Source organism: Rhodanobacter sp. Soil_C_14 (assembly GCF_057657335.1).
Window position 1 is genome coordinate 563,740 of record NZ_JBDGIQ010000001.1, and the last position, 25,710, is coordinate 589,449.

Here is a 25,710-nt window from a genome sequence, read left to right on the forward strand (position 1 = left end):
TCTTTCCTTGAATGGATCGTGGCGAGCGCATCCGTGCGCGCGCCACGAGGTTACTGCCTGAGGCTGACCAGCTGGTTCAGCACGCCGTCCAGGCCGCCGAACACGGTCAGCTTGTCGATCTTCTCGGTGACCTTTTCCAAGGCCTCCAGCTCCTTCAGACGCATCAGCACCGGACTTTCCTCGATCAGCCGCGCGGTGTTGAGCAGCGAACGGGTGGCGTTCGCCTCCTCGCGCCGGCGGATCACGTTGGCCTGGGCCGCCTTCTCCGCCTGCACCACGCTGTTGAGGATGTCCTTCATCTCGCCCGGCAGGATCACGTCCTTGACGCCCACGCCGAGCACCTCGATGCCCAACTCGACGACACGGCCGCGCACGTAGGCGAAGATGTCCGCATCCAGCGAGGCCTTGTCGCCCAGCAGCTCGTCCAGCGTCTTGCCGGAGACCGCCTTGCGCAAGCCGTACTGCAGTTCGCGATAGAGGTAGTCGCCGTACTTGGCCACCTTCGTGCGCGCGGCGACCGGATCGGTCACGCGCAGGCTGGCGGCCAGGTTCACCCGCAGGCTCACCTTGTCGCGGGTCAGCAGTTCCTGGCCCGACACTTCCAGCGACTGCACGCGCAGCTCGATCACCTCGGCCGCCACGTTCTTCCGGAAATTCCAGAACGCCCAGGCACCCGGCGCCAGCGTGCGCACCAGCTTGTTGTCGACGAACAGCAGGCCCGTCGATTCCACCGGCACGTCCACCGTCACCGCCACCTTGCCGAGCACGCCCAGCTGACGCAGACGACTGGCCACGCGCGCATCGATCTCCAGCGTTTCCGCCAGCGAGACCGCCTGCACCTCGACCGGCACGATGCCCTTCCAGTACAGCTTGCGCGTACCCGGCGCCAGCACGTCTTCCAGCTTGCCGTTCTTCAGCACCAGACCGACCTGGTCGGTGCCGATGTCGGCCACCAGGAAGCACTCGGCCAGCGGGCCGTCCATCTGCGCCATCAACACCTCGGCATCGCTGCCAGCGTATTCCGGGCGGGTGAGGTTGTGCACCGTCACGGCGATGCGCTTGCGCGGGTCGAACCGGCGATGGACGCCGGGCGACAGCACGCGCTCAAAACGACGGTTGCGATACAGCAGACCGCGCTCGCCGTCGCCGATCACGATTTGCTTGAGCCAGAACATGGCGATACTCCTTGTCGATATTCCTTGTTTCGATCCGTATTGAATGAATCACCGGCCGCCGGATCGATACGGGCCGTGATTTACTTCGGGGTGCAATCACCCCTCCCTTCCGGGATAAACACGCGATTATCTTGAATAACCGCAAGCTCTATTGAAAAAGGCGGAAACGCCTCCTGACGATTGATCCAGCGAAGCCCGCACGCTTCGGAAGAGAGTCGGTCATCGGCTGGTCACGGCGATGCCTTGCCGCGATGTCGTTCGACGACCGACCGTCCGCCTTCAGGGGGCCGGCCCGGCTCGATCCTCGCTGCGTCATTCGATCCGCCCTCATCCCTGACGGGCGTGCCGCGTTCCACACGAGGCGTTTCCTGGTCGGAACTTTCGTTCCTGGTGTCATGACGTGACAGGTCATGGTTTTGGAGCGGGAGTCGAACCCGCGACACTCGGTTTATGAGACCGATGCTCTACCCATCTGAGCTATCCAGTGGCTGACGTGCCGGATTCGAACCGGCGACCTGCAGCTTTCGCTGCCGCTCTACCACTGAGCCAACGTCATCGCGGAACATCTCCCCGCAGGCCCCGGCATACGCTGCCGGCAGAGCCGCGCGCACCGGGCGGGCCTTGGGAACCCGCGCCGCTGAAAGCCCTTGTGGCTGATGTTCCGTATGCCCGGCTGTCGCCAACCGGGCATTCGTACGGGTCGATGAAGACCCTGTTCGTGTGGAATCCGATCCGCACACAGCCCGCGCCGAAGCATCGGGACGCAGCGCACATGCGCCGGTCTGCAGCCGTGCCCCTGCCTCGGCTGCACGCAACCGGATGCTTCAGGGCGTAGCGGATTCCTGCAAGGTGGTTCGATGCATGCGCATCCCAGGCGAACGCCAAAACAAAACGCCCCCGGGTATGGCGACCCGAGGGCGTTCGCGTTGCCTCGGGAGATCGGGGTGACCGATCTCCGCGCAGGGATCAGTCGATTATCGGAAAGCGGTTGCCAGGTCGTGCCTTTCATCGCGCGCAAACAAACCCGCGTCGCGATAGTCGCGCGACATGCATGGCTTGTTTGTGGGAACGAGGCGGAATGACATGGAAAGTTTCTTCATCGGATTATCGCCGGATGGCGAAGGACGCGAACAATACGCGGATTATTTTTGAAGCGCAAGCGATTTTGTCGAATACCCGAATAATTCCTATAACCAGCCTTTCTGCCGTGCCAGTCGATAAGCCTCGATGCGATTGGCCACGCCGAGTTTGCCGATCGCCTCGGAAAGATAATTGCGCACGGTGCCATGCGACAGATTCAATTGCGCGGCGATGTCGCCGGCCGATTGCCCTTCACCGGCCAGGCGCAATACCTGGCGCTCGCGATCGTTCAACGGATCGGCTTCCGACCACGCTTCCAATGCCAGTTGCGGGTCGATCGCGCGACCGCCGCGATGCACGGTGCGCAGTGCCTCGGCCAGGTTCTCGGCCGGCGCATCCTTCAGCAGATAACCGGACACGCCAGCGTCCAGCGCGCGGCGCAGGAAACCGGGACGGGCGAAGGTGGTGACGATCACCACCTTGATCGGCAGCTCCTGCCGCTGGATGCGCTGGGCCAGCTCCAGCCCGGTCAGCCCGGGCATCTCGATGTCGGTGACCAGCACGTCGGGCTTGTGCTTCTGGATGTCGCGCCACGCCGCCTCGCCGTCCGCCGCCGAACCGAGCACGTCGATATCCGACTCCAGCTTGAGCAGGGCCGAAAGCGCGCCGCGCACCATCGCCTGGTCTTCGGCCAGCAACACACGAATCATGGGTTTGCCTGTCTGTACGAAAGGGAAAACCGGCGCGGTGGCCGATCAGGCCGCAGGATAACCTGAGCTGGTCTGCGCCGGCGTGGCTGCCGGTGGCGCGCGCGGCGGCTCGACCAGACGCAGCACGGGCACCGGCACAACCACCCGCAACTGCGTGCCGCCGCCGAGCGGCGATTGCACCTCCAGGGTTCCACCCAGGGCGCGCACGCGCTCGCGCATGCCGCTGATGCCGTTGCCATCGGCGGCGATGCCACCGCGACCGTTGTCGCTGACCTGCAGGCAGACGGCCGCGTGTTCGCGGCGCAGCTCGATCTGCACGCAGCTGGCTGCCGCATGCCGGGCAATATTGGTCACCGCCTCGCGCAGCACCAGCGAAAGGCCGCGCTCGATCTCGGCCGGCATGTCGATCGACGGGGCGTTGTATTCCAGGTGCACGCGCGACGATTCCAGCAGCAGTCGCGCCGAGGCGAGTTCCGCCGCCAGGTCGGTGGCGCGGATGCCGGTGACGGCGCTGCGCACTTCGGCCAATGCATGCCGAGCAACTTTTTCGGCCTCTTCCACTTCACGCTTCGCTGCCTCGACGTCGCGGTCGAACAGCTTGCGCGACAACTCCAGCTTCAGCGTGATCAACGACAGCGTGTGACCCAGCAGGTCGTGCAGGTCGCGACCGATCCGCTCGCGCTCCGCGGTGGCCGCAAGCCGGCGCACCTCGTCATGGGAAAGACTGAGCGCGGCATCCTTTTCCTTGTGGAGCTGCTCGACGGTGACGATGGTGCAGATCACGAATACGGTGACTGGCATGATCACCAGCAAGGTGGTCGGGTAGCCGATCCACCATGCCATCGCCAGATAAAGGGCATTGAGCGCCAATACCTGAAGGACGTAGCTGCGGAACGTTCGCCTTTCGCAATGGCTGAGCATCACGCAGGCGTACACGAAATAGCTCAGACCGCTGGGGTACCAGCGCATCAGGCCAAAACACAGCAACGCCATGCCCCATGCATAGAAATGAGCGGTTCGCCGCGAAGCCAGCTGCACCCTGGCAAACAGCAGCAGGAACAGCGGATACGAGGCCAGCGTGAACAGCAGCCAGGTCATCGTGTAACCACGCAGACCATGGTCGAACAGCGGCGTGATGAAGATCCACAGCGACCACAACAGATGCACGCTGTCGGCCCAAGGCGACTTGCCGCGGCGCAGGTCGTCGGCCACGGCGGAATCCGGGGCCGGGACGAACCATCGGGCGATGAAGGCGGGGGTCATGGCGTGTCGTTTCGCTGAGGTTGCGGACTGCATCGCATGCTACTTCAACCGTGCCGGCGCAGGCGCCGCGCGGCCAGCAGCAGGAATCCGGCGGCGAAAGCCAGCAGCACCAGCGCGTGACCCAGCAGTGGCTGCGTATTCATGCCCACCGCCGCCAGCGCCAGCCTGTCCAGGTGATAGCTCGGCCAGATCGGCGCGATCTGCTGCAGGAACTTCGGCAGCATCGGCAGCGGGAACCACAGGCCGGACATGAACGACATCGGCAGGTAGATCAGCTGCAGCACGCCGGGCGCGCCCTGCCCCTTGAACAACGTGCCCACGAACATGCCCAGCGCGCAGAACGGCAGCACGCCAAGCACGCCGACCAGCAGCAAGGCGGCGGCCTGCGACGCGGCCAGCGTCACGTGCCCCAGGGTGAGGGCCATCATCAGCAACAACACGATCACCCCGGCGGCGGCGGCCATCGCCATGATCATCTTGCCGATCAGGTAGGCACCGGGCGGCATCGGCAATGCACGCTTGAAGGTCAGCAGGCCGCTGTCGCGTTCCAGTGCCAGCGACACGCCGAAGCCGAACAGGCCCGGGCTCATCACGCCGAACACGCCATAGCTGGCCAGCAGATAGCGAGCCGCATCGGCACCATTGGACCTCGCCATCAGCACGCCGAACAGCAGGTAGAACATCGCCGGGAACAGCATGATCGGCAGCATGAAGCTCGGGTTGCGCATGTAGCGCAGGCATTCGCTGCGGGCCTCCTCCAGATAGGCGCCGAACACGCGGCGTCGCGACATGGTCGGGGGAAACGAAACAGGTGCGTCAGTCATCACGATGTCCATCTCAGGCGGCCTCGCGCTGCGGATTGGTCGATGCCTCGTCGGCATCGCGGGTCAGTTCGGTGAACGCCTCGGCCAGGCCGGCGCGCTGCACTTCCAGCTCGTCCAGCTGCGGATCGGCTTCCAGCAGGCGCCGCACCAGCGGCTCCGCTTCGGCGGTGACGATGTAGGTGCGTCCATTTTCCTGGCGGACCTCGCCGATCCCGGGCCAGTCGCGGATCAGCTCGGCCGGCAGCGTGGTGCGGCAACGGATGCGCTTCTGCGCCACCCGGGCGCGCAGCGTTTCCACCGTGCCCTCGTGGATGACCTTGCCGTGTGACATCACGCAGACCCGGTCGGCCAGCGCCTCGGCTTCCTCCAGGTAATGCGTGGTCAGCAGCACCGCGCAGCCTTCATCGATCAGCTGGCGGATCGCCGCCCACAGCTTCTGCCGCGCATCGATGTCCATGCCCACGGTGGGCTCGTCCAGGAACAGCAGCTCGGGCCGGCCGCACAGCGCCAGCGCGAACTGCACGCGCCGCTGCTGGCCGCCGGAGAGTTTCGCGTAGGGGCGCTTGAGCAGGTCGCCGATGCCTGCCAGCGCAGCCGATTCCTGCAGCGAACGGGGGTTCGGGTAGTAGCTGGCGGTAAGTCGCAGCAGCTCGCCCACGCGCAGCGTCGGCGGCAGCTCGGCGTGCTGCAGCATCACGCCGATGCGGCGGCGCGGCTCGATCGCCTGCGGGTCCCCGCCGAACAGTTGCACGCTGCCGGCGTCGGCGCGGATCAGGCCCAGCAGCAAGGCGATGGCGGTGGTCTTGCCGGCGCCATTGGGGCCAAGCAGAGCCAGCAGCTCGCCCGGGTGGACCTGCAGCTCGGCGCCGTCCAGCGCGGTGAGCGAGCCATAACGTTTGACGGCGCCGGCGAGGCGGGCGATCGGTTTTTCGGCATGCGGCATGGGAAATCCTCCAGTGTCGTGCATGCTGCGCGCCGCCGCCGGCTGGCGGCAGTCGCCCTCGTCAGCCATCCGGGATGACAGCCGTCACCCGGCCCCGGGGGTTACGGCGGCTGACCGGCCAAGGTATCCTGTGAGGGATAAGGCCGCCCTGAAAGCCCCCGTGCGGCGATCTCAAACGACTGAAGTCATTGGAAAAACGCAGACGCTCGCGTTTTTCGCCACGCATTCACCAATCTGCCATCCGGCCATGCGTGCCGCCTGGCAGAGCTACGGAGGATTCATCATGGGTGTGATCAACCAGTTGCGCGAACTGCGCGATTTCGGCGGCAAGCCGCGTACCACCGGCCTGGACGACGCCAGCATCGAACGCATGGCGGCGCACGATCCCCTGCTGGTCCAGGCGATCGCCGAAGCGGTCGCCCGCCATCATGAACTGCGTGCCGAGCTGGCGGATTTCCTCAAGCTCGACGAAGCCGAACAGCTGGCCCAGGCGCAGGCGGGCTTCGTCAACTTCTATCCCGATGACGCGATCAACCCGTACCTGCCGGCCGCGGCGCGTGGCCCGTGGATCGTCACCCTGAAGGGTGCCGTGGTGCACGACAACGGCGGCTACGGCATGCTCGGTTTCGGCCACAACGACGCGGCGATCCTCGCCGCGCTGGGCCGCCCGCAGGTGATGGCCAACGTGATGTCGCCCAGCGTGGCGCAGTTGCAGTTCACCAGGGCGCTGGACAAGGAACTCGGCCGCAGCCGCGGCGGCAGCCCGTACACGAGCTACATGTGCCTCAACTCCGGTTCCGAGTCGGTCACCCTGGCCTGCCGCATCGCCGACGTCAACGCCAAGGCGATGACCGACGAGGGCGGTTCTTATGCCGGTCGCACGATCAAGCGCCTGGCGGTGAAGGGCGCCTTCCACGGCCGCACCGAAAAGCCGGCGCTGTACTCCGATTCCAGCCGCAAGGCCTACCAGCAGAACCTGGCCAGCTACCGCCACGAGGACAGCGTGATCACGGTGGCGCCGTACGACGTGGCCCAGCTTGAAGCTGCCTTCGCCGACGCGGACAAGCACGGCTGGTTCATCGAGGCGATGTTCCTGGAGCCGGTGATGGGCGAAGGCGACCCCGGCCGCGCGGTGACCGCCGAGTTCTACAAGGCGGCGCGCGAGCTGACCACCGCCCACGGCAGCCTGCTGCTGATCGACTCGATCCAGGCCGGCCTGCGCGCCCATGGCGTGCTGTCCTTCGTCGACTACCCCGGCTTCGAGGGCCTGCCGCCGCCGGACATGGAAACCTTCTCCAAGGCGCTCAACGCCGGGCAGTATCCGCTGTCGGTGCTGGCCGTCACCGAACACACCGCCGCGCTGTACCGCAAGGGCATCTACGGCAACACCATGACCGCCAACCCGCGCGCGCTGGACGTGGCGCTGGCTACCCTGGGCGAGCTCAGCGACGAGGTGCGCAGCAACATCCGCGAGCGCGGCAAGGAATTCGTCGACAAGCTCAACGCGCTGAAGAACGAGCTGGGCGGCCTGATCACCAAGGTGCAGGGCACCGGCCTGCTGTTCTCCTGCGAGCTGGCGCCCGAGTACAAGTGCTACGGCGCCGACTCGACCGAGGAATACATGCGCGAGCACGGCGTCGGCGTGATCCACGGCGGCACCAACTCGCTGCGTTTCACCCCGCACTTCAAGGTGACCAGCGCGGAGATCGACCTGATCGTGTCCCACGTGCGCAAGGCACTGCTGGAAGGACCGCGCAAGGCCAAGGCCGAAGCCGCCTGAGCGTACTTTCCGTGGACTTCGAGGCCGCGCCGGCTTGTCCGGCGCGGCCTCGTCTTTTTGCGGACGGGTGCAGCCATCCGCCCACGCCGGTGCCGGCCAGGCACGACAAGGCGCTTCAGCTGAATACTTCATGCACGCAAGATCTTGCCTGCAGACGCGAAGGAGATTCCCTGCCTAGACTGCCCGAGCCGGCAGCCGCCGGTTACCCAGGGAGGACTCAACGATGTCGATGTCACTACGTCTGCTCGCAATCAGTGCTGCCTTCGCCTTCGCCGGCGCGACCTTCGCCGCCACGCCGCAAGCGGGCACCGCCGCGCCGACCAAGCCACGCACCGCGCAACAGCAGCGCATGGCGGACTGCAACAAGCAGGCCACCGGCAAGAAGGGCGACGACCGCAAGGCGTTCATGAGCTCCTGCCTGAAAGGTCACAGCGCAGCGGCGACACCGTCGGCCAGGGCCGCCCAGCAGGAAAAGATGAAGACCTGCAACGCCGACGCCAAGACCAAGGCGCTCAAGGGTGCCGAGCGCAAGACGTTCATGAGCAGCTGCCTGAAGAGCGACGCCGCCCCTTCTACGCATTGAAGTCTGCCCCGCCGCTGTCCACGCAGCATGCGTGCGTGGGCAGCGGCGCTTCGTTAAGCTCACTGGTTGTTGCGCCACGCGCCTGCCATTGAAGCCTTTGCCCATGAAGATTGTCGAAGTCCGCCACCCGCTGATCCAGCACAAGCTGGGCCTGATGCGCCGCGCCGGCATCAGCACCAAGGAATTCCGCGAGCTGGCTTCCGAGGTTGCCGCCTTGCTGACCTATGAGGCCACCAAGGACCTGGAAACCGTCGAGGAAGAGATCGAGGGCTGGGCCGGGCCGATCAAGGTTCACCGGATCAAGGGCAGGAAGATCACCATCGTGCCGATCCTGCGCGCCGGCCTGGGCATGTTGCCGGGCGTGCTCGACCTGATCCCCGCGGCCAAGGTCAGCGTGGTCGGCCTGCAACGCGACGAACAGACACTGAAACCGGTCACCTATTACGAGAAGCTCACCGGCCGCATGGACGAGCGCATCGCACTGATCGTCGACCCGATGCTGGCCACCGCCGGCACCCTGGTCGCCACCGTCGACATGCTGAAAGCCGCCGGCTGCAAGCGCATCAAGGGGCTGTTCCTGGTCGCCGCGCCGGAAGGCCTGGACCGCATCACCGCGGCCCATCCCGACATCGAGATCTACACCGCCTCGATCGACCAGCGCCTCAATGAGAACGGCTACATCCTGCCCGGCCTCGGCGACGCCGGGGACAAGATCTTCGGCACCAAGCAGTTGCCGGCGAACGATTGATCCGACCGCCCGGTGGGGCGGGCACCGCCCGCCGACTTTTGGTCGCCAAGAGAACTTCGATCAACTTTTCGCCAGCCCAACCCCTCACCCTGCCCTCTCCCCGGCGGAGAGAGGGAATGATGAGCGCCTATGCCGCCCGACTGCCGAAGCGGTCGGTCGCCTCCACCAGTTCGTGCAGGATGCCCGGCTCGAAGGCGGAATGGCCGGCGTCCTGCACGATGTGCAGCTCGGCCTCCGGCCAGGCACGATGCAGGTCCCAGGCGCTGCGCAGCGGACAGACCACGTCGTAGCGCCCCTGCACGATCACCGCCGGGATGTTGTGGATGCGATCGACGTTGCGCAGCAGCTGGTCGTCGTGCTCGAAGAAGCCGCCATTGACGAAGTAGTGGCATTCGATGCGGGCGAACGCCAGTGCGAACTCGTCCTCGGCGCTGGATTCGATGTGCGACTTGTCCTGCCACAGGAAGCTGGTGGCGCCCTCCCATACCGACCACGCACGTGCCGCATCCGTACGGATTTTCGCGTCCTCGCTGGTCAGGCGGCGATGGTAGGCGCTCATCAGGTCGCCGCGTTCGACTTCAGGTATCGCGGCGAGATAGGTTTCCCACGCGTCCGGGTACAGCGCGTCACAGCCCTTCTGGTAGAACCATTCCAGCTCGGCACGGCGCAGCATGAAGATGCCGCGCAGCACCAGCTCGGTGACCTTGTCCGGATGCGTCTGCGCGTAGGCCAGCGCCAGGGTCGAACCCCACGATCCGCCGAACACCTGCCAGCGATCGATGCCCAGGTGCTCGCGCACGCGCTCGATGTCGGCGACCAGGTCCCAGGTAGTGTTGTCGGTGAGCTCGGCATGCGGCGTGGACTTGCCGCAGCCGCGCTGGTCGAACAGCACGATGCGGTAGATCGCCGGATCGAAGAAGCGCCTGCATTTCGGATTCGTGCCGCCGCCCGGGCCGCCGTGCAGGAACACCACCGGCTTGCCGTTCGGGTTGCCGCTCTGCTCGTAGTACAAGGTGTGCAGCGGCGACACCCGCAGCATGCCGCTGTCGAACGGCTCGATTTCGGGATACAGCGAACGCAACAGCGGCGACGGCATGAGGGCTCCTCGTGATCAACGAACAGCCGTCGAGATTAGCATGGGCGCGGTTTTGGCCTTTGAACCGGTGCCCGTGAGAGCTTGAAAACTCACCCACTCTCGGTGAACAGCTTGCCGGGATTGAGGATGCCCCGCGGGTCGAACACCTTGCGCACGCCACGCATCAGGGCGATTTCCGCCGCACTCCGGGTGCTTTCCAGGTAGGCCCGCTTGACCAGGCCGATGCCGTGTTCGGCCGAGATGCTGCCGCCGTGGCAATGCAGGGTGTTCGCCAGCAGCCGGGTGACTTTCTCGCAGCGGGCAAGAAAGGCCGGCTCGTCCAGGTCGTGTGGCCGCAGCACGTTGATGTGCAGGTTGCCGTCGCCGATGTGGCCGAACCAGATCACCTCGATGCCCGGGTATTCGTTCGCCAGCAAGGCCTGCATCTCGCACAGGAAACCCGGTACCGCGCTGATCCGCACCGACACGTCGTTCTTGTACGGCCGTCGCGGCGCCAGGCTTTCGGTAATCCCCTCGCGCAGGCGCCACAGCGCCGCCGCCTGGGCCTCGCTCTGGGCGATCACGCCATCGCTGACCCAGCCCTGCTCCAGCGCCTGCCCGAACACGGCCAGCGCCGCTTCGCGCTGCTGTTCGTCGGCGGCATCAAACTCGGTGACCACGTAATACGGGTGGTCGCCATCGATCGCCCGCTGCGCGCCATGCGCCAGCACGTGCTGCAGCGCCTGGTCGGTGAAGAACTCGAACGCCTGCAGGGACAGCTGCGCGCGGAACAGCGCGAACACTTCCATCAGTGCATCCATGTCCGGCAGCGCCAGCAGCATCACCTGTGACGGCGGCGGCGGATCGGTCAGCTTCAGCGTCGCCTCCACCACGATGCCCAGGGTGCCTTCCGAACCGATCAACAGCTGGCGAAAATCGTAGCCGCTGGAATTCTTGACCAGGCCGCGGTTGAGTTCGAGCAGGTCGCCGCCGCCGGTCACCACCTTCAACCCGGCGATCCACTCGCGGGTGTTGCCATGCCGGATCACCCGGATGCCACCGGCGTTGGTGGCGATGTTGCCGCCGATCGAACACGACCCGCGGGCGGCGAAATCGACCGGATACAACAGGCCGTGCCCCCGCGCCGCCTCCTGCACCTGCTGCAGGATCATGCCCCCCTGCACGGTCAGCGTGCGATCGACCGCGTTGAACTCCAGCACCCGGTTCATCCGTTCCAGGCTCAGCACCAGCTCCCCGTTCGCCGCCACCGCGCCACCGGAAAGACCGGTGCGCCCGCCCGAAGGCACCACCGCCACGGCATGCTCGTTCGCCCAGCGCACGATCGCCTGCACCTCGTCCACCGTGGCCGGCAGGGCGATCGCCAGGGGGGCGGGAGTCCAGCGCCGGGTCCAGTCGCGTCCGTAGTGTTCGAGGTCGCCCGCGGCCGTGAGCAGGCGCAGCTCGGGCAGACGACATGACAGGTCGGCAAGACGGGGATCGGACATGCTTCGGCTCCAAGTGTCCGCACAGACTGCCAGCCGCACGATGGCGAGTCCAGTGTTGCAGCGCCGCAAATCCTCGCCTACTCTGGCCTGACCCGCCTCTCACTCACAGGGAACGACCCATGCAGACTTCCTACCCCCGCCAGGACATCAAGGTATTGCTGCTGGAAGGGGTCAGCGCCAGTGCGGTCGACGTGTTTCATCGGGCCGGCTACAGCCAGGTCGAGCTGCATGCGAAGTCGCTGCCGGAAGACGAGCTGAGGCGATGCATCAGCGACGCGCATATCGTCGGCATCCGCTCGCGCACCCAGCTGACCGACGAGATGCTGGGCCACGCCAAGCGACTGATCGCCGTGGGCTGCTTCTGCATCGGCACCAACCAGGTGGACCTGGCCGCCGCGCGCAGGGCCGGCGTGCCGGTGTTCAATGCGCCCTACTCCAATACCCGCAGCGTGGCCGAACTGGTGATCGCCGAAGCCATCATGTTGCTGCGCGGCATTCCGCAGAAGAACGCGCAGTGTCATCGCGGCGGCTGGGCCAAGTCGGCCAGCGGCAGCTACGAGACGCGCGACAAGGTGCTCGGCATCGTCGGTTACGGCCACATCGGCACCCAGATCGGCGTGCTGGCCGAAAGCCTGGGCATGCGGGTGATCTTCCACGACATCGAGACCAAGCTGTCGCTGGGCAACGCCCGCGCGGTATCCAGCCTGGACGAACTGCTCGAGCGTTCCGACGTGGTCACCCTGCACGTGCCGGAAACCCCGGCCACGCAGCTGATGATCCGCCAGGAACAACTGGCGAAGATGCGCGCGGGCGCAATGCTGATCAACGCCTCGCGTGGCAGCGTGGTGGATATCGACGCGCTGGCCGCGGCGCTGCGCGATGGCCACCTGGCCGGCGCCGCGGTGGACGTGTTCCCGGCCGAGCCGAAGGGCAACGACGACCCGTTCGTGTCGCCGCTGCTGGGCATGGACAACGTGATCCTGACCCCGCACATCGGCGGCAGCACGCTGGAAGCACAGGACAACATCGGCATCGAGGTGGCCAGCAAGCTGGTCCGCTACAGCGACAACGGCTCGACCCTGTCAGCGGTGAACTTCCCCGAAGTCACCCTGCCCGAGCACCCGCACAGCCGCCGCCTGCTGCACATCCACCGCAACGTGCCGGGCACGCTGTCGCGGATCAACGAACTGTTCTCGGCCGGCAACATCAACATCGACGCCCAGTTCCTGCAGACCGACAGCGAAGTGGGCTACGTGGTGATCGACGTCAGCGCCGACGAGGCGCAAGCCAACGAGCTGAAGTCGCAATTGGCCGCGATTCCGGGCACGTTGCGCAGCCGGGTGCTGTATTGAGTGAGGCGGGGAACGGGGAACAGGGAATGGGGAACAGATGCGAAGCGGCGATGCTCTGCCGTTCCCCGTTCCCCGTTCCCAACAAAAAAGCGCCCAAGGGCGCTTTTTTAATTTCTTGCCAATTGGTCGGGGCGGCCGGATTCGAACCGACGACCCTCTGCCCCCCAGGCAGATGCGCTACCAGGCTGCGCTACGCCCCGACGAAACGGCAAGCTGGCAAGTCTAGCAGCTTGCACGGCATGTCCGGAAGCCTTCAGCGACGCAGCAGGGTCAGAACTTCTTCCAGTTCCATCCGCACCTGACGCACGATCTGGTGCGACATGCTCGCCTCCATCCGGGCCTGCGGGCCTTCCAGTCGCGCGCGCGCGCCGGTGATGGTGAAACCCTCGTCGTACAGCAGCGAGCGGATCTGGCGGATCATCAGCACGTCGTGACGCTGGTAGTAGCGACGATTGCCGCGGCGCTTGACCGGGTTGAGGGCCGGAAACTCCTGCTCCCAGTAGCGCAGGACGTGGGGCTTCACACCGCACAACTCGCCGACTTCACCGATGGTGAAGTAGCGCTTGGCCGGGATGGCAGGCAGTTCGGTGTTATTCCCTTGATCCAGCATAGCCCTCGACTCTTACCTTGAGTTTCTGTCCCGGTCGGAACGTCACCACGCGGCGGGCAGAGATCGGAATCTCCTCGCCGGTCTTGGGATTGCGCCCTGGCCGCTGGTTCTTCAGGCGCAGGTCGAAATTGCCGAAACCGGACAACTTCACCTGCTCGCCGTTTTCCAGCGCTCCGCGAACGACCTCGAAGTAGGCGTCCACGAATTCCTTCGCCTCACGCTTGTTGAGGCCCACATCGAGGAATAGCCGCTCGGCCATTTCCGCCTTGGTCAGCGCCATCTCATCCTCGCAACTTCGCCTTGCATGTTTGCTCCAACGCAGCTATCGCTTCTCGTACGCAACGGTCCGCGTCGTCGTCAGTAAGGGTGCGTGAAGCGTCCTGCAAAATCAAGCCCATAGCGAGACTTTTTCGGCCTGCTTCGACCCCTTTGCCGCTGTAGCGGTCAAACAGCCGCAGTTCCTTCAGCCGCTCGCCCAGCGTGCTGCGAACCACCTGCCCGATCTGTGACCAGGCCGCCGTTTCCGGCACGTCGATCGCGATGTCGCGACGCACCAGCGGGAAGCGTGGCACCGCACGCGCCTGCGGCACGCGGCGTTGCAGCACGGGCTCCAGCGCCAGTTCCAGCACGTGCACGTCGGCGCCCAGATCCAGCATCTTGGCCAGTTGCGGGTGCAACGCGCCGAGATATCCCACCGTCTCGCCATCGCGGGCCACCCGGGCGCCCCGCCCGGGATGCAGCCAGCCCGGCAGGCCGTCGGCATGCACCGACCAGCGCTGCGGCTCGCCGCCCCAGGCGATCAGGGCGTCCAGGTCGCCCTTGAGGTCGTGGAAATCCAGTACGCGCGACGGCTCGCCCCACTGCTCGGCACGGGCGCTGCCGCAGGCCACGATCGCGAGGCTTGGCGTTTCCCGCGGGGGATCGCCTTGTTCAGGAGTCCGGCCAGGGATGGCCGGTTCTTTGCGAAGGGACTCGCACGACTCAAACACCCGCGCCACCTCGAACAGTCGCACCCGCTCCTGCTGGCGTGCGCGGTTGTGGCGCAAGGCCTCGATCAGTCCGGGCAGCAGCGAGGGCCGCATCACCGCCAGGTCGGCGGACAGCGGGTTGGCCAGCGGCACCAGGTTCTCGCGGAAACCCCAGCTTGCCAGCAGCTCGGCCGCCACGAAGGACAGGTTGACCGCTTCGTGATAGCCACGCGCGGCCAGTTGCTCGCGCAAGGCCAGCTCGTTGATCCGCGCCTCCGGCTCGACCGCCAGGGTCAGCGCGCCGGCCGGCGTGGCCGTGGGGATGTTGTCGTAGCCGAAGATGCGGGCGACCTCCTCGATCAGATCCTCCTCGCGCTCGATGTCGAAGCGGCTGCTCGGTGCGGTGACCTGCCAGCCTTCGGCAACCGCCACTACCTGCATGCCCAGGGCGGTGAAGATGCGCGCAACCTCGGCATCGGCCACCCCGACACCGAGCACGCGTTGCAGGCGCGCGCGTCGCAAGGTCACTGCCGCCGGCGTCGGCAGGTCGGCCAGGTTCTCCGCCACCAGCACCGGCCCGGCCTTGCCGCCGGCGATCGCCAGCAGCAGTTCGCTGGCGCGTTCCAGCGCTCGCCGCGGCAACTCCGGGTCGACGCCGCGCTCGAAGCGATGCGAGGCATCCGTGTGCAGGCCCAGCTTGCGCGCGCGGCCCATGATGGCGGCCGGCGCGAAGTGCGCGGATTCCAGGAAGATGTTACCGGTCGCGTCGGTGACACGCGAGTCGTGGCCGCCCATCACGCCAGCCACCGCCAGACCCTTCGCCTCGTCGGCGATCAGCACGAAACCCGGATCGAGTTTCGCCTCGCTGCCGTCGAGGATTTTCAGCGTCTCGCCTGCGCGGGCATGACGCACCACGATGTCGCCTTCGAGCGTGTCGTTGTCGAACGCGTGCATCGGCTGGCCCAGCTCCAGCATCACGTAGTTGGTGACGTCGACCACCGCGCTGATCGGACGCAGGCCGGCACGGCGCAGGCGCTCGGCCAGCCACAGCGGCGTGCGCGCGGCCGGGTCGATGCCTTCGATGATGCGACCGAGGTAACGCGGCGCATCCTTGCCGGCTTCCAGGCGGATGCCGCGGCGCGCGGCGCTGGTGACCGGCACGCTGAGCTGAGCCGGCACCTTCACGGCGCTCCCGAAAAGAGCGGCCACGTCATGGGCCAGACCAACCAGGCCGAGGCAGTCCGGACGGTTCGGGGTGAGCTTCAGCTCGAAGCTGGCGTCAGGCAATCCCAGGTAACCCGCCAATGGCTGGCCGACCGGTGCGTCCAGCGGCAGTTCCAGCAAGCCCGACGCATCGGCGTCGATGCCCAGCTCCTTCGCCGAACACAGCATGCCGGACGATTCGACGCCGCGCAGTTTGGCCGCCTTGATGGAAATGTCGCCGGGCAGCTTCGCACCGACCATCGCCAGCGGCACCTTGATGCCCACCCGCGCATTCGGCGCACCGCAGACGATCTGCAGCGGTTCGCCCTGCCCCGCGTCCACCTTGCAGACCTGCAGCCGATCCGCTTCGGGATGCTTTTCCGCCGCGATGATTTCGGCCACCACCACGCCCGCGAGGTCGTCGCCCAGCGGGGTGAGCTCTTCCACTTCCAGACCGGCCATGGTCAGTGCATGGGCCAGTTCGGCACGGTCAGCCTGCACATCCACCAGTTCGCGCAGCCAGTTTTCGGAGAATTTCATGTTTGAAGTCCGGGAATGGGGAGTAGGGAATGGGGAATCGGAAGATCGCAGGCCGCTGCCTTTACTATTCCCTATTCCCTATTCCCGATTCACTTCTCAGGCAAACTGCCTGAGGAACCGCAGATCGTTCTCGAAGAATGCGCGCAGGTCGGAAACGCCGTAGCGCAGCATCGCGAAACGCTCCACGCCGAGGCCGAAGGCGAAGCCGGTATAGCGCTCCGGATCGATGCCGCAGTTCTTCAGCACGTTCGGGTGGACCATGCCGCAGCCCAGCACTTCCAGCCAGCGCGTCGAGCCATCCTCGGCGTCCCAGCGGATGTCCACCTCGGCCGACGGCTCGGTGAACGGGAAGTAGCTGGGACGGAAGCGCATCTCGAAATCGCGTTCGAAGAATGCACGGATGAATTCGGCCAGCGTGCCCTTCAGGTCGGCGAAACTGGAGGTTTCGTCGATCAGCAGCCCCTCGATCTGGTGGAACATCGGCGAATGGGTCTGGTCCGAATCGCTGCGATAGACCTTGCCCGGCGCGATGATCCGGATCGGCGGCTGGCGACCGGCCATCGAACGGATCTGCACCGGCGAAGTGTGCGTGCGCAGCAGGCGGCCGTCGCCGAAATAGAAGGTGTCGTGCATGGCGCGCGCCGGATGGTGTGGCGGGAAGTTCAGCGCCTCGAAGTTGTGCCAGTCGTCCTCGATCTCCGGACCGTCGGCACGCTGGTAGCCGAGTCGCGCGAAGATCGCGCTGATGCGTTCCAGCGCGCGGGTAATCGGATGGATGCCGCCGCGTTCGCCGTCGCGCCCGGGCAGGCTGATGTCGAGCTTCTCGGAGGCGAGGCGACGTTCCAGCTCGGCCTGTTCCAGCACCTGCTTGCGCGCGGCCAGCGCATCGGCCAGCTGCTCCTTGACCCGGTTCACCTCGGCGCCGCGCGCCTTGCGCTCGTCCGGTGCCAGTGCACCGAGCGTCTTCAGCGCAGCGGTGACGATGCCGCTCTTGCCCAGCAGGCCCACGCGCAGCGCCTCGAGCGCATCCAGCGTGTCGGCCTTGTCGATATCGGCCAGTGCCTGTGCGGCGCGGGTGTCCAGATCGTCCATAGTGATGCACTTCTCGCTACTTCCCTCCCCCTTTCGGGGAGAGGGTGGGTTGAGGGGCCACTCTTGCGTTGTTGCCTGACCGAAGCACGCTCCGGTTGAAGTCCGGGCAAGTCCCGTACCCTCACCTCAATCCTCTCACCCGCAAGGGGACTCCCGTTGGTCGCCAGAATAGAGAGGAGGCAGTCGCAAAAAGCCTTTATCCAAACGAAAGCGGGGAGAAGGCTGTGGCCTCCTCCCCGCTTGCTTTACATCATATCGTGCTGACGCAGGAGCGCCCGACGATCAAGCAGCCAGACTGGCCTTTGCTTTCTCGGCGATCACACCAAAAGCCTTGATGTCGTGCACGGCGATATCGGCGAGAACCTTGCGGTCCACCGTGATGCCGGCCTTGGAGAGGCCATTGATGAGGCGGCTGTAGGACAGGCCGAACATGCGAGCGGCGGCGTTGATACGCACGATCCACAGGGCACGGAACTGGCGCTTGCGCTGCTTGCGGCCGATGTACGCGTACTGACCAGCCTTGATGACGGCCTGGTTGGCTACACGGAAGACCTTGCGACGGGCATTGTAGTAACCCTTCGCGCGGCCGATGATTTTCTTGTGACGACGACGGGCGGTGACGCCACGCTTTACACGAGCCATGGTCTATCTCCTTACAAGTAGGGCAGCATGCGAGCCACGCCGGGCGCATCACACGCCTTCAGGTGGTTCGGTGCACGGAGACCACGCTTCTGCTTGGTCGACTTCTTGGTCAGGATGTGCGACTTGAACGCGTGACCGCACTTGATCTTGCCCGATGCGGTCTTGCGAAAACGCTTCGCAGCCGCCCGGTTGGTCTTGATCTTGGGCATGGAATGCTCCTTGAGTGGGACGACTCCGATGTGGACGTCCCGGTTTCTGACTGATCTGGCGGTGACCCCGAGAGCCACGCTTTCCGTCCTGCCATGATCGGTGCACGACCCATCCAGGCGGGTCGAACCCGTGATCATACGGGTTCATGAAGCCAAACACCAGCACGAAGTGCTGACCATGGCCTCCTCTCCTCGCTCCAATCCAATTAAGAACGCTTCTCGCCCTCGCCTCCTCTCCCTCCGGGAGAGGATTGAGGTGAGGGTTCGGGGCTTGCCCCGCTCCAATCCAATAAAAGCGCTTTCCGCCTTTGCATCCTCTCCCTTCGGGAGAGGGTTGAGGTGAGGGCACGGGGGCTTGCCCCCGCCCCCAAAGCGCCTGCTCCGGGAGATCATCGCCCGCCAGCGAACTCCCACAAAGGCAATCAGCCTATTTCTTCTTGGGCCCGATCATCATGACCATCTGGCGGCCTTCCAGACGCGGGAAGGACTCCACCTGGCCGTTCTCGCCGATGTCTTCCTGGATCTTCTTGGCCAGGTTCTGGCCCAGATCCTGGTGCGACATCTCGCGACCGCGGAAGCGGATGGTGACCTTGACCTTGTCGCCCTCTTCGAGGAAGCGGAGCATGTTGCGCAGCTTGATCTGGTAGTCGCCCACGTCCGTGACCGGACGGAACTTCACTTCCTTGATCTCAACCTGCTTCTGCTTCTTCTTGGCGGCTTGCGCCTTCTTCTGGGCTTCGAACTTGAACTTGCCGTAATCCATGATGCGGCAGACCGGCGGGTCGCCGTTGGGCTGGATCTCGACCAGATCCATGCCGGCTTCCTGCGCCAGTGCCAGCGCCTCGTCACGGGTCAGGATGCCAAGCTGTTCCGCATCGGCACCAATGACACGCACCCGCGGCACACGGATTTCCAGGTTACGACGATTGCCCTTGTTGTCGGTGGTTGCGATACCACGATCCTCCAGAAGAAGTAATGTCACTGACCGCCAGGCTGAGCGTTTTCGCTCAGCGCCGGGTTTCGGTCTCCAGTCGCTCGATGAAATCGGCCAGCTTCATGCTGCCCAGGTCTTCACCGGAACGGGTACGCACAGAAACCGTCCCCGTCTCTTTCTCGCGGTCACCGACCACGAGCAGGTACGGCACTTTCTGCATCGTATGTTCGCGGATTTTATAGCCGACTTTCTCGTTGCGCAAATCCGATTGTACCCGGAAACCTTTGTCGACAAGGGTTTGCGTCACTTCGCGGACATAATCGGCCTGGGCGTCGGTGATATTGAACGCCACCGCCTGCACCGGGGCCAGCCAGGCCGGCAGCAGGCCGGCATGGTGCTCGATCAGGATGCCGATGAAACGCTCCATCGAGCCCACGATGGCCCGGTGCAGCATCACCGGATGCTGCTTCTGCGAGTGTTCGTCGACGTATTCGGCGTCCAGCCGCTCGGGCATCATGAAGTCGACCTGCATGGTGCCGACCTGCCAGGCGCGACCGATCGAGTCCTTCAGGTGGTACTCGATCTTGGGCGCGTAGAACGCACCCTCGCCCGGCAGTTCCTCCCACGCCACGCCGGCGGCACGCAGCGCATTGCGCAGCATTTCCTCGGTGCGATCCCAGAATTCGTCCGAGCCGATGCGCTTTTCGGGGCGCAGCGCCAGCTTGATCGCCAGGTCGGTGAAGCCGAAGTCGGCATACACCTTCATCGCCTGCAGATGGAACGCGGTGACCTCCGCCTCGACCTGCTCGGGCGTGCAGAAAATGTGGCCGTCGTCCTGGGTGAACGCGCGCACGCGCATGATGCCGTGCAGCGCGCCGGACGGCTCGTTGCGATGGCAGCCGCCGAATTCGCCGTAACGGATCGGCAGCTCGCGGTAGCTGTGCAGGCCGGTGTTGAACACCTGCACGTGGCCGGGGCAGTTCATCGGCTTCAGCGCGAAGGTGTGCTTCTCCGACTCGGTGAAGAACATGTTCTCGGCGTAGTTGTCCCAGTGGCCCGAGCGCTTCCACAGCGACACGTCCAGCACCATCGGGCAACGCACTTCCTGGTAGCCGCTCTTCTTGTACACGCCGCGCATGTACTGCTCGACCTGCTGCCAGATCGCCCAGCCGTTCGGGTGCCAGAACACCATGCCGGGGCTTTCTTCCTGCTGGTGGAACAGGTCCAGCTGCTTGCCGATCTTGCGGTGGTCGCGCTTCTCGGCTTCTTCCAGCTGGAACAGGTACGCCTTCAGGTCCTTGTCGTTGAGCCACGCGGTGCCGTAGATGCGGCTGAGCATCGCGTTGTTGGAATCGCCACGCCAGTACGCGCCGGCCACCTTCATCAGCTTGAACGAGTGCAGCTTGCCGGTGTTCGGCACGTGCGGACCGCGGCACAGGTCGGTGAACTCGCCCTGCGAATACAGCGACAGGTCCTGGTCGGCCGGAATGCCTTCGATGATCTCGGCCTTGTAGTTCTCGCCCAGGCCGCGGAAGAACGCCACCGCCTCGTCGCGCGACTTCACGCTGCGCGTCACCGGCAGCTGCTCGTCGACGATCTTGTGCATCTCCGCCTCGATCTTCGGCAGGTCGTCCGGGGTGAACGGCCGCTCGTAGGCGAAGTCGTAATAGAAGCCGTTGTCGATCACCGGGCCGATGGTGACCTGCGCGCCCGGGAACAGCCGCTGTACCGCCTGACCCATCAGGTGCGCGGTGGAATGGCGCAGGATCTCCAGCGCCTCCGGACTTTTCTCGGTGACGATCTGCAGGCTGGCGTCGTGTTCGATCGGGAAGCTGGCATCGACCAGCTTGCCGTCGACCTTGCCGGCCAGGGTCGCCTTGGCCAGGCCGGCGCCAATCGAGGCGGCCACGTCCTGCACGGTGACGGGATGGTCGAACGGCCGCTTGCTGCCGTCGGGTAGCGTGATCTCGATCATGGGAAGCGTTCTCTGAAAAGCAAAAAAGGGCATCCGCCCTTCTTCAAAAAGCACAAGGCGTGGTGGGGTCAGCAGGAGCAGCGGGTAGTTGCCATGTCGCACACTCGGCCGGCGTGACGCGGGCCACCTTGATCTTGTGGATTGCAGAAACGCTAGTTTAGCCCAAATCGGCTGTCAATCCTCCGCTTTCAGAGCGATATGCACGAGGTGCGCGATAGAATGCAGCCCGATCCTGCGAGGACTTTCCATGCGCATCCTGGTTACCGGCACCGCCGGCTTCATTGGCGCCGCCCTGGCTCAGCGCCTGCTGGCACGCGGCGACGTGGTCCGCGGCTTCGACAACCACAACAGTTACTACGACCCGGCGCTGAAGGAAGCGCGTCTGGCCCGTTTCATCGACCACCCCAACTACAGCCACCAGCGTGCCGACCTGGCCGATGCCGAGGCGGTGGATCAGGCGTTTGCCGACTTCAAGCCGCAGCGCGTGGTGAACCTGGCCGCCCAGGCCGGCGTGCGCTACTCGATCCGCAACCCGCGCGCGTACGTGCAAAGCAACCTGGCCGGCTTCGTCAACATTCTCGAAGGCTGCCGCCACGGCGGCGTCGAGCACCTGGTCTACGCCTCCTCCAGTTCCGTCTACGGCGCCAACCGCAAACTGCCGTTCGCGGTGGAGGATGCAGTCGACCACCCGGTCAGCCTGTATGCCGCCAGCAAGAAGGCGAACGAGCTGATGGCGCACACGTATAGCCATCTATACGGCATCCCGACCACCGGCCTGCGCTTCTTCACCGTGTATGGTCCGTGGGGCCGGCCGGACATGTCGCCGATCCTGTTCGCCGACCGGATCAGTCGCGGCGAGCCGATCGACGTGTTCAACCATGGCCACCACAGCCGCGACTTCACCTATGTCGACGACATCGTCGAAGGCGTGATCCGCACGCTGGATCAGCCGGCCACGCCCGACCCCGCCTACGACGCCGAGCTGCCGAATCCGGGCACGTCGAACGCACCCTATCGCGTCTACAATATCGGCAACGACCAGCCGGTGCAGCTGCTGCGCTTCATCGAACTGCTGGAACAGAACCTGGGGCGCAGCGTGGAAAAACGCCTGCTGCCGATGCAGCCCGGCGACGTACCCGACACCTGGGCCGACGTGTCGGCGCTGCGCCGCGACGTGGGCTATGCGCCGAGCACCTCGATCGAGGATGGCGTGGCGAAGTTCGTCGAGTGGTATCGGGAATACCAGGGCGCGAGGAGCGAGTGAAGAGGAGTGATGAGTGAGAGAAGAACCGGATCGAAGCAACTCTCACTTCTCACTCCTCTCCACTCACTCCTGCTCAGAACGGCTTGGCGAGCACCAGCCAGATCACGCCCAGCAGCAGCAGCACCGGCAGTTCATTGAGCCAGCGCAGGGCCTTCGATGACGGCAGCGCCGCGCCCTTCGCGTTGTTCTTGAGCATGCGGCCAGCCCAGATGAAATACGCCAGCAGCAGCGCCACCAGGGTCAGCTTGGCGTCGATCCAGTGCATGCCCGAGGCGACGTTCGGCAAGCTCTGCGGAAACACCCGCCAGCCCTGCCACAGGGTCAGGCCGAACACGAAGGCGAGGCCGAACATGTTGTGGCCGAATTTGTACAGGCGCCGCCCCATCAGCTGCAATCGCGCCTGCACCACGGGTTCGCCAGCGCTTTCGGCCAGGTTCACCAGGATCCGCGGCAGATAGAACACCGTGGCCATCCAGGCCATCACGAACAACAGGTGCAGCGACTTGATCAACAGATAGGTCATGACGGAAACGGATGGCCGCTGCGGCATGCAGCGAAGGTGATGATAACGCGGCGCCGCCGCTCAGGCCGATGCGGGACCCATGCGCTCCAGCAGGGCCTGCAGCAGCCGCTGCTGGATGCCTGCATCGAGCGGTGCGTCATGTCGGTCGGTGAGCTGGAAGAAGTCCTCGACGCGTTCGCCGAACGTGGCGATGCGGGCATCGTGCACGCGCACCCCGGTGCTCGACATCACCTGGGCCACCGCGGCCAGCAGGCCTGGCCGATCGGTGCCGACCAGCGCCAGTTGGGTCCGGTCGCCAGCGGCGTGGAAGCTGATACGCGGGGTCATCTGGAAATGTTTCTGATGGCGCGACATGCCGCGCTTGCTCGGTTGCACGCCCGCCGACTGCGCCAGTGCGCGTTGCAGCCGCTGCTGCAATTCCTGGGCACGTGCTGCGCTGACCGGCTGCTGGCTGTCCGCATCGAGCAGCAGGAAGGTGTCCAGCGCCATGCCGGTCGACGAGCTGAGGATGCGCGCCTCCATCACCGAGAAACGCAGGCGATCCAGCACGGCGGTCACCGTGGCGAAAAGGCCATCCCGGTCGGGCGTGCAGACGAACAGTTCGGTGCTGCCGCGCACCGACAGCGGATGCACCGCCACCAGCGGCACCGCTCCATCGGCCTGCAGGATGGCCGCGGTCTGCCACGCGATCTGCTCGGGCCGATGGCGCAGGAAACTGAGTTGGGGGAAGTCGGCCCATACGCGGATCACGTCGGCCTCGGCAAACCCCTGGTCCAGCAGCAGCGCCAGTGCGTATTCGGAACAGTCGCGCACGCGCTGGCCGATGTCGCGCGGCAGCTCGACGTCGCTGCGCAGCGCATAGCGGGTGCCGGTGTAGAGATCGGCCAGCAAACGATCCTTCCAGCCGTTCCACAGGCGCGGGCTGGTGCCGATGATGTCCGCCACGGTGAGCAGGTAGAGCTGCCCCAGTTGCTCGCGGTTGTCGACCACCTCGGCGAAACGGTGCACCACGTCCGGGTCGGTGATGTCCTGACGCTGCGCCGTGGTGCTCATCAGCAGATGGTGGCGCACCAGCCAGGCGACGCGCTCCACATCGGCGGGCGGCAGCCCGAGGCGGCTGCAGAAGGTCCGCGCATCCTCCTCGCCCAGCAGCGAGTGATCGCCGCCGCGCCCCTTCGCGATGTCGTGGAACAGGCCGGCCAGCAGCAGCACCTCGGGCGTGGGCAGGCTGGCCCATATCTCGCAGCCCAGCGCGAACTCGCGTTGCGCCGCGGGGTCGGCGAACCGCGCCAGGTTGCGCAGCACGCGCAAGGTGTGTTCGTCGACCGTGTAGACATGGAACAGGTCGTACTGCATGCGCCCGAAGACCTTGCCGAACGCGGGCAGGATCGCCGCCAACAGGCCGTGCCGGTTCATCCGCCACAACGCCTCCACCGCCGGTGCACCGCGACGCAGCAGTCGCAGGAAGGCGGCCAGCACCTCGCGATCATCGGCCAGTGCATCGCCATGCACGGCGGTGGCCTGGTGGATGCGGCGCATGGAGTCGGCGGTGAAGCCGACCACGCCCGGCTGGTCCAGCCGGGCGATGAAGATCTCCACCAGCGCGGCCGGACGGCGCATGAACAGCTGTGGGTCGATCGCTGCCAGGCGCGATCCGTAGCGCACGAACGCCTCCCCCACCGGCAAGGCCTCGCCGGGCGATTCCAGCATTTCCTCGAACCGTTCGGCCACCTGCACGCCCAGCCGCTCCACCTGGCTGGCGGCGCGGTAGTAGCCCTGCATGAATTGCTCGACGCCCAGGTTCTTGGCGTGCTCGTCCTCGAAGCCCAGGCGCTCGGCCAGTGCCCGCTGGTAGTCGAACAGCAGCCGCTCCTCGGCGCGTCCGGCCTCCAGATGCAGCGCATAGCGATAGCGGCGCAGGGTCGCCTCGGACTCCTCCAGCACCGACTGTTCCGCCGGGTCGAGCAGGCCTTCGGTGACCATGTCGGCAAGATCGTTGGCGTGCGCCAGCCGCAAGCCCATCCAGCGCAGCGAATCGAGCGTGCGCAGGCCGCCCGGGCCGTCCTTCAGATTCGGCTCGAGGTTGTAGGCGGTGTCGTCATAACGGGCGTGGCGCGCATTGCGTTCGGCCAGCCGCGCGGCCAGGTACTCGCGTGGCGGCCACAGCGCCGGATCGTCGACGATCGCGCGCAGCACACCTTCCATTTCCGGATCGCCCGCCAGCCGACGCGCATCCAGCAGGCTGGTGAACACGCTGGCGTCCCGGGCGGCGAGTGCGCGGCACTGGGCCGGATCACGCACCGCATGGCCGACCTTGAGGCCGATGTCCCACAAGGTGGCGAAGCACTGTTCGAGGGCACGCAGGCGCGCCGGCTCCGACGCCCCGGTCAGGGCCAGCAGATCCACGTCGGAGCAGGGAAACAACAGGCCGCGGCCGAAGCCGCCGACCGCGAACAACGCGGTGCCGCCGACCTCACCCAGGCAGGCCATCCACACGTGCGCCACGACCCGCGCCACCGATTCGCCGCGACGGCGCGCCAGCGCACTGGCATCGGCGCCGTCGCGAAACGCCGTGGCCAGCGCCCGGTCGACGTCGCCCAGCAGTTGCCGCAACGCCCGCCGCGCCTCGGCCGAAACGCCGGAGCGCGGCACGGCCACGGGCAGGCGCGGCAAGGGGGGAAGCGTTGGATTCATTGGAGCCGGAAGCAAATG

Annotated in this window: 22 protein-coding genes and 3 tRNA genes; 5 read left to right on the forward strand and 20 right to left on the reverse strand. The window is 65.7% G+C overall.

Annotated features, from left to right (window positions below):
* Positions 1–50: 50 nt before the first annotated feature.
* The 7 genes from AC3A56_RS02640 to AC3A56_RS02670 form a co-directional block, all read right to left on the reverse strand.
* On the reverse strand, positions 51–1,175 hold the full coding sequence (locus AC3A56_RS02640) for a slipin family protein (protein WP_487769260.1): 1,125 nt from the start codon (positions 1,173–1,175) through the stop codon (positions 51–53).
* Positions 1,176–1,590: 415 nt separating this feature from the next.
* Positions 1,591–1,660 (reverse strand) — tRNA-Met (locus AC3A56_RS02645).
* Positions 1,661–1,730, reverse strand: a tRNA-OTHER gene (locus AC3A56_RS02650).
* A gap of 632 nt (positions 1,731–2,362) precedes the next feature.
* Positions 2,363–2,965, reverse strand: a complete 603-nt coding sequence (locus tag AC3A56_RS02655; RefSeq protein WP_056764267.1) for a response regulator transcription factor — start codon at positions 2,963–2,965, stop codon at positions 2,363–2,365.
* Between the two features lie 45 nt (positions 2,966–3,010).
* On the reverse strand, positions 3,011–4,228 hold the full coding sequence (locus tag AC3A56_RS02660; RefSeq protein WP_487769261.1) for a sensor histidine kinase: 1,218 nt from the start codon (positions 4,226–4,228) through the stop codon (positions 3,011–3,013).
* 44 nt (positions 4,229–4,272) lie between these two features.
* A complete protein-coding gene (locus AC3A56_RS02665; protein ID WP_487769262.1) occupies positions 4,273–5,052 on the reverse strand; it encodes an ABC transporter permease in 780 nt (259 codons plus the stop codon).
* A 13-nt stretch (positions 5,053–5,065) separates the two neighbouring features.
* Positions 5,066–5,995 (reverse strand): ABC transporter ATP-binding protein, encoded by a 930-nt coding sequence (locus AC3A56_RS02670; RefSeq protein ID WP_056764513.1) that lies wholly within the window; start codon positions 5,993–5,995, stop codon positions 5,066–5,068.
* A 283-nt stretch (positions 5,996–6,278) separates the two neighbouring features.
* Here AC3A56_RS02670 and AC3A56_RS02675 point away from each other — a divergent pair, with 283 nt between their 5' ends.
* From AC3A56_RS02675 to upp, 3 genes are all read left to right on the forward strand, one after another.
* Positions 6,279–7,775 (forward strand): aminotransferase class III-fold pyridoxal phosphate-dependent enzyme, encoded by a 1,497-nt coding sequence (locus AC3A56_RS02675; protein ID WP_487769263.1) that lies wholly within the window; start codon positions 6,279–6,281, stop codon positions 7,773–7,775.
* A 223-nt stretch (positions 7,776–7,998) separates the two neighbouring features.
* Complete coding sequence (locus AC3A56_RS02680; protein ID WP_487769264.1) at positions 7,999–8,358, forward strand: PsiF family protein; 360 nt, start codon at positions 7,999–8,001, stop codon at positions 8,356–8,358.
* Between the two features lie 103 nt (positions 8,359–8,461).
* Positions 8,462–9,106, forward strand: a complete 645-nt coding sequence (gene upp / locus AC3A56_RS02685) for a uracil phosphoribosyltransferase (protein WP_056764263.1) — start codon at positions 8,462–8,464, stop codon at positions 9,104–9,106.
* 127 nt (positions 9,107–9,233) lie between these two features.
* On the opposite strand, the gene pip is transcribed toward upp, so the two are convergent.
* Complete coding sequence (gene pip / locus AC3A56_RS02690) at positions 9,234–10,202, reverse strand: prolyl aminopeptidase (RefSeq protein WP_487769265.1); 969 nt, start codon at positions 10,200–10,202, stop codon at positions 9,234–9,236.
* 89 nt (positions 10,203–10,291) lie between these two features.
* On the reverse strand, positions 10,292–11,686 hold the full coding sequence (locus AC3A56_RS02695; RefSeq protein WP_487769266.1) for an FAD-binding oxidoreductase: 1,395 nt from the start codon (positions 11,684–11,686) through the stop codon (positions 10,292–10,294).
* A 119-nt stretch (positions 11,687–11,805) separates the two neighbouring features.
* On the opposite strand from AC3A56_RS02695, the gene serA reads away from it, so the two are divergent.
* Positions 11,806–13,038, forward strand: a complete 1,233-nt coding sequence (gene serA, locus AC3A56_RS02700; protein ID WP_487769267.1) for a phosphoglycerate dehydrogenase — start codon at positions 11,806–11,808, stop codon at positions 13,036–13,038.
* A 123-nt stretch (positions 13,039–13,161) separates the two neighbouring features.
* Here the strand turns inward: serA and AC3A56_RS02705 are convergent.
* The 9 genes from AC3A56_RS02705 to thrS all read right to left on the reverse strand — a co-directional run bounded on the left by AC3A56_RS02705 (position 13,162) and on the right by thrS (position 21,211).
* Positions 13,162–13,238: transfer RNA gene (locus AC3A56_RS02705), tRNA-Pro, on the reverse strand.
* Positions 13,239–13,291: 53 nt separating this feature from the next.
* Positions 13,292–13,648: a MerR family transcriptional regulator gene (locus AC3A56_RS02710; RefSeq protein ID WP_007804493.1), complete on the reverse strand. Its 357-nt coding sequence runs from the start codon at positions 13,646–13,648 to the stop codon at positions 13,292–13,294.
* On the reverse strand, positions 13,629–13,928 hold the full coding sequence (ihfA, locus tag AC3A56_RS02715) for an integration host factor subunit alpha (RefSeq protein ID WP_007804491.1): 300 nt from the start codon (positions 13,926–13,928) through the stop codon (positions 13,629–13,631). Before ihfA ends, AC3A56_RS02710 begins: the two co-directional genes overlap by 20 nt.
* A gap of 1 nt (position 13,929) precedes the next feature.
* Positions 13,930–16,359: a phenylalanine--tRNA ligase subunit beta gene (gene pheT / locus AC3A56_RS02720; protein WP_487769268.1), complete on the reverse strand. Its 2,430-nt coding sequence runs from the start codon at positions 16,357–16,359 to the stop codon at positions 13,930–13,932.
* A 96-nt stretch (positions 16,360–16,455) separates the two neighbouring features.
* Positions 16,456–17,451 carry a phenylalanine--tRNA ligase subunit alpha gene (pheS, locus tag AC3A56_RS02725; RefSeq protein WP_204110826.1) on the reverse strand — a complete coding sequence of 332 codons (996 nt, stop codon included), beginning with the start codon at positions 17,449–17,451 and terminating at the stop codon, positions 16,456–16,458.
* Positions 17,452–17,733: 282 nt separating this feature from the next.
* A complete protein-coding gene (gene rplT, locus AC3A56_RS02730) occupies positions 17,734–18,093 on the reverse strand; it encodes a 50S ribosomal protein L20 (RefSeq protein ID WP_007804486.1) in 360 nt (119 codons plus the stop codon).
* Between the two features lie 11 nt (positions 18,094–18,104).
* The gene (gene rpmI, locus AC3A56_RS02735) at positions 18,105–18,302 is read right to left on the reverse strand and encodes a 50S ribosomal protein L35 (RefSeq protein ID WP_007512063.1); all 198 of its coding nucleotides are present in this window, start codon (positions 18,300–18,302) and stop codon (positions 18,105–18,107) included.
* Positions 18,303–18,729: 427 nt separating this feature from the next.
* Positions 18,730–19,269: a translation initiation factor IF-3 gene (gene infC / locus AC3A56_RS02740; RefSeq protein WP_082542670.1), complete on the reverse strand. Its 540-nt coding sequence runs from the start codon at positions 19,267–19,269 to the stop codon at positions 18,730–18,732.
* Between the two features lie 40 nt (positions 19,270–19,309).
* The gene (gene thrS / locus AC3A56_RS02745; protein ID WP_487769269.1) at positions 19,310–21,211 is read right to left on the reverse strand and encodes a threonine--tRNA ligase; all 1,902 of its coding nucleotides are present in this window, start codon (positions 21,209–21,211) and stop codon (positions 19,310–19,312) included.
* A 247-nt stretch (positions 21,212–21,458) separates the two neighbouring features.
* Between thrS and AC3A56_RS02750 the strand changes: the two genes are divergently transcribed.
* Positions 21,459–22,475 carry an NAD-dependent epimerase gene (locus tag AC3A56_RS02750; RefSeq protein WP_487769270.1) on the forward strand — a complete coding sequence of 339 codons (1,017 nt, stop codon included), beginning with the start codon at positions 21,459–21,461 and terminating at the stop codon, positions 22,473–22,475.
* Between the two features lie 73 nt (positions 22,476–22,548).
* Here the strand turns inward: AC3A56_RS02750 and AC3A56_RS02755 are convergent, their stop codons facing one another.
* Both AC3A56_RS02755 and glnD read right to left on the reverse strand, forming a co-directional pair.
* The gene (locus tag AC3A56_RS02755) at positions 22,549–22,998 is read right to left on the reverse strand and encodes a CopD family protein (RefSeq protein ID WP_204110824.1); all 450 of its coding nucleotides are present in this window, start codon (positions 22,996–22,998) and stop codon (positions 22,549–22,551) included.
* 60 nt (positions 22,999–23,058) lie between these two features.
* Positions 23,059–25,692: a [protein-PII] uridylyltransferase gene (gene glnD, locus AC3A56_RS02760; protein WP_056717951.1), complete on the reverse strand. Its 2,634-nt coding sequence runs from the start codon at positions 25,690–25,692 to the stop codon at positions 23,059–23,061.
* Positions 25,693–25,710 lie beyond the last annotated feature (18 nt).

Coding starts and splice junctions, on each gene's coding strand:
- AC3A56_RS02640 (WP_487769260.1), bottom strand. CDS start 1,175: ATGTTCTGGCTCAAGCAAATCGTGATCGGCGACGGCGAGCGCGGTCTG.
- AC3A56_RS02655 (WP_056764267.1), bottom strand. CDS start 2,965: ATGATTCGTGTGTTGCTGGCCGAAGACCAGGCGATGGTGCGCGGCGCG.
- AC3A56_RS02660 (WP_487769261.1), bottom strand. CDS start 4,228: ATGACCCCCGCCTTCATCGCCCGATGGTTCGTCCCGGCCCCGGATTCC.
- AC3A56_RS02665 (WP_487769262.1), bottom strand. CDS start 5,052: ATGACTGACGCACCTGTTTCGTTTCCCCCGACCATGTCGCGACGCCGC.
- AC3A56_RS02670 (WP_056764513.1), bottom strand. CDS start 5,995: ATGCCGCATGCCGAAAAACCGATCGCCCGCCTCGCCGGCGCCGTCAAA.
- AC3A56_RS02675 (WP_487769263.1), top strand. CDS start 6,279: ATGGGTGTGATCAACCAGTTGCGCGAACTGCGCGATTTCGGCGGCAAG.
- AC3A56_RS02680 (WP_487769264.1), top strand. CDS start 7,999: ATGTCGATGTCACTACGTCTGCTCGCAATCAGTGCTGCCTTCGCCTTC.
- upp (WP_056764263.1), top strand. CDS start 8,462: ATGAAGATTGTCGAAGTCCGCCACCCGCTGATCCAGCACAAGCTGGGC.
- pip (WP_487769265.1), bottom strand. CDS start 10,202: ATGCCGTCGCCGCTGTTGCGTTCGCTGTATCCCGAAATCGAGCCGTTC.
- AC3A56_RS02695 (WP_487769266.1), bottom strand. CDS start 11,686: ATGTCCGATCCCCGTCTTGCCGACCTGTCATGTCGTCTGCCCGAGCTG.
- serA (WP_487769267.1), top strand. CDS start 11,806: ATGCAGACTTCCTACCCCCGCCAGGACATCAAGGTATTGCTGCTGGAA.
- AC3A56_RS02710 (WP_007804493.1), bottom strand. CDS start 13,648: ATGCTGGATCAAGGGAATAACACCGAACTGCCTGCCATCCCGGCCAAG.
- ihfA (WP_007804491.1), bottom strand. CDS start 13,928: ATGGCGCTGACCAAGGCGGAAATGGCCGAGCGGCTATTCCTCGATGTG.
- pheT (WP_487769268.1), bottom strand. CDS start 16,359: ATGAAATTCTCCGAAAACTGGCTGCGCGAACTGGTGGATGTGCAGGCT.
- pheS (WP_204110826.1), bottom strand. CDS start 17,451: ATGGACGATCTGGACACCCGCGCCGCACAGGCACTGGCCGATATCGAC.
- rplT (WP_007804486.1), bottom strand. CDS start 18,093: ATGGCTCGTGTAAAGCGTGGCGTCACCGCCCGTCGTCGTCACAAGAAA.
- rpmI (WP_007512063.1), bottom strand. CDS start 18,302: ATGCCCAAGATCAAGACCAACCGGGCGGCTGCGAAGCGTTTTCGCAAG.
- thrS (WP_487769269.1), bottom strand. CDS start 21,211: ATGATCGAGATCACGCTACCCGACGGCAGCAAGCGGCCGTTCGACCAT.
- AC3A56_RS02750 (WP_487769270.1), top strand. CDS start 21,459: ATGCGCATCCTGGTTACCGGCACCGCCGGCTTCATTGGCGCCGCCCTG.
- AC3A56_RS02755 (WP_204110824.1), bottom strand. CDS start 22,998: ATGACCTATCTGTTGATCAAGTCGCTGCACCTGTTGTTCGTGATGGCC.
- glnD (WP_056717951.1), bottom strand. CDS start 25,692: ATGAATCCAACGCTTCCCCCCTTGCCGCGCCTGCCCGTGGCCGTGCCG.